7 protein-coding genes are annotated in these 6,448 nt (G+C 42.0%); all 7 read right to left on the bottom strand.

The window, feature by feature from the left end; translation table 11 throughout:
- The coding region (locus ACE01R_RS17220) for a hypothetical protein (protein ID WP_395552720.1) at positions 1-365 on the bottom strand (365 nt) is incomplete at its 3' end.
- A 7-nt stretch (positions 366-372) separates the two neighbouring features.
- The gene (locus tag ACE01R_RS17215; RefSeq protein WP_395552719.1) at positions 373-759 is read right to left on the bottom strand and encodes a hypothetical protein; all 387 of its coding nucleotides are present in this window, start codon (positions 757-759) and stop codon (positions 373-375) included.
- Positions 756-1,052 carry a hypothetical protein gene (locus ACE01R_RS17210; RefSeq protein ID WP_395552718.1) on the bottom strand — a complete coding sequence of 99 codons (297 nt, stop codon included), beginning with the start codon at positions 1,050-1,052 and terminating at the stop codon, positions 756-758. The genes ACE01R_RS17215 and ACE01R_RS17210 overlap by 4 nt, the downstream gene beginning before the upstream one ends.
- Complete coding sequence (locus tag ACE01R_RS17205; RefSeq protein WP_395552717.1) at positions 1,049-2,311, bottom strand: hypothetical protein; 1,263 nt, start codon at positions 2,309-2,311, stop codon at positions 1,049-1,051. The genes ACE01R_RS17210 and ACE01R_RS17205 overlap by 4 nt, the downstream gene beginning before the upstream one ends.
- Positions 2,312-2,364: 53 nt before the next feature.
- Positions 2,365-3,981, bottom strand: a complete 1,617-nt coding sequence (locus ACE01R_RS17200; RefSeq protein WP_395552716.1) for a hypothetical protein — start codon at positions 3,979-3,981, stop codon at positions 2,365-2,367.
- Positions 3,982-3,991: 10 nt separating this feature from the next.
- A complete protein-coding gene (locus ACE01R_RS17195; protein WP_395552715.1) occupies positions 3,992-5,956 on the bottom strand; it encodes a hypothetical protein in 1,965 nt (654 codons plus the stop codon).
- A complete protein-coding gene (locus ACE01R_RS17190; protein WP_395552714.1) occupies positions 5,946-6,362 on the bottom strand; it encodes a hypothetical protein in 417 nt (138 codons plus the stop codon). The genes ACE01R_RS17195 and ACE01R_RS17190 overlap by 11 nt, the downstream gene beginning before the upstream one ends.
- Positions 6,363-6,448: the final 86 nt, after the last annotated feature.

The following is a 6,448-nucleotide window of genomic DNA, read 5'->3' as shown; positions in this document are numbered from 1 at the left end:
GTTGAGATAACTGGATTGCCAGACCTATTCCACACAATACCTTTTTGATCGGTGAATGTAGTTGAATTGTTAGCACCATTGAAATGAAGCAATGAAGTAACATTGGCCCAATATTCATCTGCGTCAGCAATGATTGAAATTTCACTACTAACAAAACTGGTGGTGCCACGCCATACGCGGACTTTGTAATAATATTTTTGTCCTTCTACAACGCTTGTGTCCACGTAATACATGGTCTTTAAACCGGTAGCGATTGGTGTTGGCAAATCCACATCGGCAACACCAACCATACTGGTCACAGAGCGAATGATGTCGAATGAATCGAAATGACCAAACTGTGCAAACTCTAAACGAATACCTGGCATGCCTCACCTATGGTCTAATTTTAAAAGAGTTGACTTGGAATGATCCTCCAAGCACAAGATTTTGATTGGTGAGAGAAATATCTGTACCCACTGTCAAATCAACAACCACTTCACCCGCACCATTAAAGATTCGTGCCCAAGTTGCTGTAGCTGTCTTGGTTACAGTAGCTATATCTGTTTGATGTAGCTCTACATAGGCCGCAGTTATTTCTTTTATACAGGGCTCGGGAAAAATCAGCGCAACCAAAGCCTTGTTGGAATCTGCTGCAACTTCTGGACCCGCAGGCTGTGTGCCTTCATAAAAAATAACGGTAGCACTTTGGCTACCGCTATCCATAAAATTAGCAAGGCTTTGTGCCATTGCAAGCTTGGCTTTTATAGATGATTGACTCATTTCGGCACCACATTACCTTGAATGACTGCATTAAATTTTTTCTTCTGATCGAGAGCTACGATAAAAGTCTTTAAATCTGTATTTAGCCCTAAAAACTGATAATTGCCATCTGGATCGGGTCGGCTTATCGCAATAAGTTGTAAATTGGATTTGTTGTAAAGCACTATCGTGGCATTTCTATATCGTTGTCCCAGTGCTTTTACAGAACCTTTGATCTTCCCAACAACAGGGCCTGTAGTGATGCTTTGCAATAGACTTGATGAAGGCATTGCTTTTCGAGAACATGGTTTCATTCAAGCTCTCCCAGATAGAAATACAATCCACCAATAAAGTTGTCACCACCATCTATATAAGCACTGTCTGCCACATACATGCTTTTATCAGCTATTATTGGCTTTGTTTCGGTAAAGCTGCTGATGTTTTTACCAGCATAAAAAACATGATAAAGAGAACCACGTAAGAATGCGTTCGAATCATAAAATGGGATTTCTAAGGCTGGTACATTGGTTTGACCAAAAACACTTGTAGCGCCTGAGTTGAGACTTGGAACTAGCGGAATGGCTTCAGCATGATTTGATAATCGATTCAAGACATTAAATTGGTTAGTAAAAAATCTCGAAGCTAATTCGCTTTTGAATAATGGTAAAAAGCCAGGGATTGATGTTGATACATATTGCGATGCATTGTTGTTTGAAATGCATGACATTAAGAACCAGTTTGGAATTAAATTATTATCGAAACTATTTTTAAATAATCCACATCCGTTTAAACGCTTACTTCCATTTACTGCAGAGTTATAGAGCAAATAAAACGCATTGCAATCTCCAACTAACGTGAATCTTCTATTTCCATTAGAAACATAATTTGACTCCTGAATTTCATAGCCGCGATCAGTTGCCCAATGCCACTTTGACCATCCGCGTACAACATTTAAACCTGTTCCAGTTATTGTCCAATTTTTCTTAGGTTCTAAACTATTAAAAGGTAGTTGTAATTTATTTGGATCTTCAAAGTCATCGATATGGGTCATATTCTCGATAAGCCCAACCATTGCTGATTTTGCATAGGTTGAGTTATAAGAATTAGTACCGTCTGAAATTGTTTCATCTACCCGAATATACGGATGTTCAGCACGTGGGTTTTTGGCGCGATAAACACGCTTTACATCGTTTGTATCACGGAAAATAATGTCATAACCCAGTGATGCAAGCTTAGCCATTCCCGTAATACTGATTATGGATTCACTAATCGCAACTTTCGGTTTTAAGATCAGTTGTGTAGAGTTTGGAACACCTTTGATGCGGTATTTTTGATTAAAAGTACTTGGTGAGAATCCTGTCAATTCAATAATTTGAAATAACATGGCGTTGTGTGCTGAATAAAAGGTGATATGAACATCACCCTGGGCATCAATTGAAGCACTTGTGATTTGTGTTAAGTCAATACCGGTGACCAATGCTTTATCTAGCAAGCGAATCAAATCACCCCAGTTATTGCCAAGCGTCAAGCCATTTACATGACTGAAATACTGAACATCTACATCTGTCGCCATTAGCGAATACTCATAAAAAAGACCGCTTATAGCGGTCATATTTGATTTAAATTTTAAGCAATACGGTCAATATCACCACGTAACATGATCTGAAACTGGTCAGACAGCACAGTAGGTTCAGACTGTTTTACGGTACGAATCACCCATACCGGGAAAGTTGCAGCAATCGTATTGAAGCGTAGGACGTTGCCACTTACCCAGCCAGCACCCCAGCCTTCTTTTTTAACTATGAAATACGGCACACCTGTCACCGGGTTAATCGGTGCATAGTCCATATTAATTGTGCCAGTGCCAATCTGGCCGGAATACTCACCAACACATCTGAATGACTGTGCATCAGTAAATATTAATGCCCAACGTTCCTGAATAGCGCCCTTGTTTGTGACTTGAATTGGATAGAGCGCATCGTTGTAATTAGCTGAAATTGCACTTCCAGTTGCCTCATCCACCCAAACACTATTCCATGTTTGCTGCACGAACTTACGTGTATAACGGGCTTGCATATCACCAATGACCAGCGCAGACCCAACAATTGAATTCTCTACAGAATAATTATGAGTGACTGGTTTGGTAAAAGTGATCTGACCATTGATCTGCACATCCCGGATCAAACCCATATCTTGATAGCGATATTTAGCTTTTAGCGGCGCAACCAGAGCACCCAAGGCAAAATCACCATTTAGGGTGAATTTTCCGTAGTCATAATCAACGACATACATGTCATAAGAAACCTTGGTTCCTTCGCTATCCTCAAGTTCAAGATATGAGATGCGCTGGTCTGCCAGTGAATACGTCTGCCCAGCAATATAATCAGGCAACTCATAAAATTTGGTTGAGCTGATAATCCCAATATCCCCAACACGGAAAATCGGTACTCGGCCATCTAGCGGTAAACGTGTTGCAGATAAACCCAAGATTTCCGAATCTAGCGGAATATAGGTATAGGCAATGGCGTTATAGCGCACTGAGGAAGCATCAATCCACACCGGTACATTGATATAGGTTTTCCCTGCTTCATCATATTCAAGCAGCGGATCATACCAGTCGTTTGCTTCAATCTCGGCACGGTTGGCCAAGGTGATTTCGGTCTTGATATAAAAATAGATATTCACAAACCCAGTGTCATGATTGATAGAGCCATGTGCCCGGCTGGTTTCAATGATGCCATTCTCATCGGTAGTGAGTGTAAGTTGACCATATTCCAATGAGGCCACAACCACAGTTAAAGACTGCGGTCGAATTGGAATGATAGGTGTCCTAAAACTGATCCGGTTTAATGGCGGTAAATCGGTTGTTGTTGTGAGTGACTGTAAGCTTACAGTGTTATCGGCATTTGGAGTCCATGAGTCAATCTCAACATGACCGGTACCATACTGGATCACACCAGATGCGACCCCGCTATTATTTGATGGTTCCACATTGCGATACAGTGTTCCGGTACGATCAAGAAAAGTATCGGTACCTACCTTAAAACGTGCTGAACCTGTCAAAATCTGTTCATCAAAACCTGAGGATAAATCTAAACGCAATTTATCTCCGGTCACAATCTTAGAGCCTGAATTTAAGCCCGAGGTATCACGATACTTGACTGATACATCCACCGCCTGAAAGGCCTTTAAGGTAACTTCTTGTCCAGAGATGCTGGATGTTTGGGGTAAATAAAAACCCATAATGCCTCACTTACGCAGCAGCGTATGTAGCTGATAAAGTAAAAGTTGGAACAAGCAGTTTTTTAATCAAAATAGGAGTAACCTCAACTGCACCACTGGTGTAATTAATCGTTCCCTGAATTTCACCAGTATTAGTTACCAGATTGCCTATAGTGCTATTAATCGGCACATCAATTACCTGAGTAGTGCCATTGTGTTGACCTGTCTGATCAACAACTGGGATGGTGAGTTCTATACTGTTTGGCTGAATGGCTGCACCTGTTCCGATGGTGAAACTAAGCTTTTGATTACTATCTGGCGTAATTGCAGACTTGGTTTGTGTGAGTTGCTCACCAAAGTTATAAATCACCGTAAATTGGGTATTTTTCTGAGGCAGCTTGACCGGAATGATTTTACCAATGCCTGTGGTGTAGTTAATCTCACCTGTTGCATCACCAGTAAATTTGCCTTGTGCATTACTGACTGCAGTTTTAGCCACACCTTCTAGTGTCCAATTAACAGTTACCCCAGGAGCAATCCCTGTTTGCCCTAAATCAAAATCAAAGGCAGCCTTTTCTACGCTCAGGCCTGAGCGCACAAAAGTCACAATAGGTGTGCCCCAAAGAAGCAAAATTGGCGTATCCACATCAGGCAAAGCACCGGTTGTGAGTAACCATGACCCAGTTTCATAGTCAATTCGTCCAGAGCCAAATGAACTACTCGATCCTTTAAGCTGCCCCGATCCATCATCCTTTAATTCATAAAACTTGCCTTGCGACATGTATGAAATAGAAAGACTGCCAGGTGCTGGGATTGGAACCAAGACCCCAGTCCAGTTTAAGCTTTGATTGTTCTGGGTAACTGGTCTCGCTTCAGATTGGAAGTACTGGTTTGGCGAAGCTGCTGGCTTGAACGTGATACTTAATGTCGTTGCTCCTACGGTAGCTGCAGAGGTCCATTGAATCAAACCGCGTTGATAATCAATGGTACCAACCTGAGTGCCACTTGAATTTTTAAGCAGCCCACCCTGATCAGTTACAGGTTGGCCAAACAATGAAAAAGCTACACTTGAAGGCATTACTGATGAGCCAATATATAGATTTTGGCTTACCCCTATGATTATAGAAAAACTGGCAGTAATTGAGCCATTATTCCCCGACACTAAGATGGCGCTTTCACCTGCCGCGTTTACATCAACAATTGGCGATTCAGTTTGAGCAGATGGAATAATCTGGCTAAAAATACTTTCTGCCTTAACTGTGTATTCACCCACTTGTGCATCTTCAGCCAAGCCAGTGGATGCATAGTACTCACCAGTATCAGCCACAATGGATTCACGGATAATCGTTTTTGATGCTTGTCCACCGTACCACTGACGTGCTGAAACTCCTACATAATCCATATCAAGTGGGTCATTAAACGTATAAGTGGCAATCTTGTATTCAACATATTTACCATCAATCACCGTGATTGCGGTACGGGTTTCCACCTTGGTTATACGTAGATATTGCTCATGCTGTAAAGGCTTACCTTCATCACTGATCAGCACGATAGTGTCACCTACTGAACTTTCAATTTCCTGAGGAAACATGGCGACTTGCAGTGACTTCATGCCTGTCCAGTGCGTATCCAGTGGTATGCCGGCAATCTGGCCGCCTTTAGCTAGGTAGTTTTCAACCCGGTTCTGTGCAGCTTGACGCTCATCCGTCCATGACTTTGTACTGAACAGCAATGCGGATACATTCGGATCTTTCGGATTCTCTGAGATAAAGACCGTCGCACCCATTAATTTATCAGTATCATTGGTAGTGACGGCCGGGAAGATCTTACGCATGGATACATCACCCATGGTTCGATCTAATTCAGATACATCATTGAACAGGTTATTACTCTGACCATCTACAATGACTTGGCCATTATATTTACCACCACCATCCGTATTGTCTGTTAAGCGCTCGGATTCATAGAGCACCAGGTCTTTGGTTTCAATTGGCATTGTCTAGCTCCGTAAAACGCATGGTGACGTTGTAATAATCATCTTCTGAGACAGTCGGGATGCCCTTTACCGGAGCAGCCTCTAAAGCTCCAGCTTCGTGGTTAAAAATCACATTGAACTGCCGCGCATCATGCGGCCATTCAAATTGCAGGCTGAATTCTTCTTGCAGTTCAGACCATGCCAGAATTTTTCTTAAATCCCGTCGATTGATCCACCCCATCCCTGTATCTGATGGCTTTAGCGTAATTGGTCGGCCTGACTTCTTTTTACCTTCCTGAACAATTAAGGTGCCATCAATCGCACGATCCTGTTTCTGCTCAATCGGCTTCCATTCAAATTCATCAGACCATAAAAAACCGTCCTCTAATGGGACGGCTTCTGATGTTGATATACGTATTAATCGCATCGTTAAGTGCCTTTTTTAAGCATTTCTAGTTCACTCAGGAAGTCATTGAAATTACCTTGATTTTCCTCAGCCACTGGTATGCTGAT

Origin of the sequence: Acinetobacter sp. BSP-28, from assembly GCF_044130285.1 — a bacterium.
Taxonomy (GTDB): Bacteria; Pseudomonadota; Gammaproteobacteria; order Pseudomonadales; family Moraxellaceae; genus Acinetobacter.
Note: the sequence above shows the minus strand (reverse complement) of the source record. Positions and strands in the feature narration are given on the sequence as shown.

What these genes read in the sequence shown, in the direction of transcription:
- ACE01R_RS17195 (WP_395552715.1), bottom strand. Translation starts at nt 5,956, where the DNA reads ATGCCAATTGAAACCAAAGACCTGGTGCTCTATGAATCCGAGCGCTTA.
- ACE01R_RS17215 (WP_395552719.1), bottom strand. Translation starts at nt 759, where the DNA reads ATGAGTCAATCATCTATAAAAGCCAAGCTTGCAATGGCACAAAGCCTT.
- ACE01R_RS17205 (WP_395552717.1), bottom strand. Translation starts at nt 2,311, where the DNA reads ATGGCGACAGATGTAGATGTTCAGTATTTCAGTCATGTAAATGGCTTG.
- ACE01R_RS17190 (WP_395552714.1), bottom strand. Translation starts at nt 6,362, where the DNA reads ATGCGATTAATACGTATATCAACATCAGAAGCCGTCCCATTAGAGGAC.
- ACE01R_RS17200 (WP_395552716.1), bottom strand. Translation starts at nt 3,981, where the DNA reads ATGGGTTTTTATTTACCCCAAACATCCAGCATCTCTGGACAAGAAGTT.
- ACE01R_RS17210 (WP_395552718.1), bottom strand. Translation starts at nt 1,052, where the DNA reads ATGAAACCATGTTCTCGAAAAGCAATGCCTTCATCAAGTCTATTGCAA.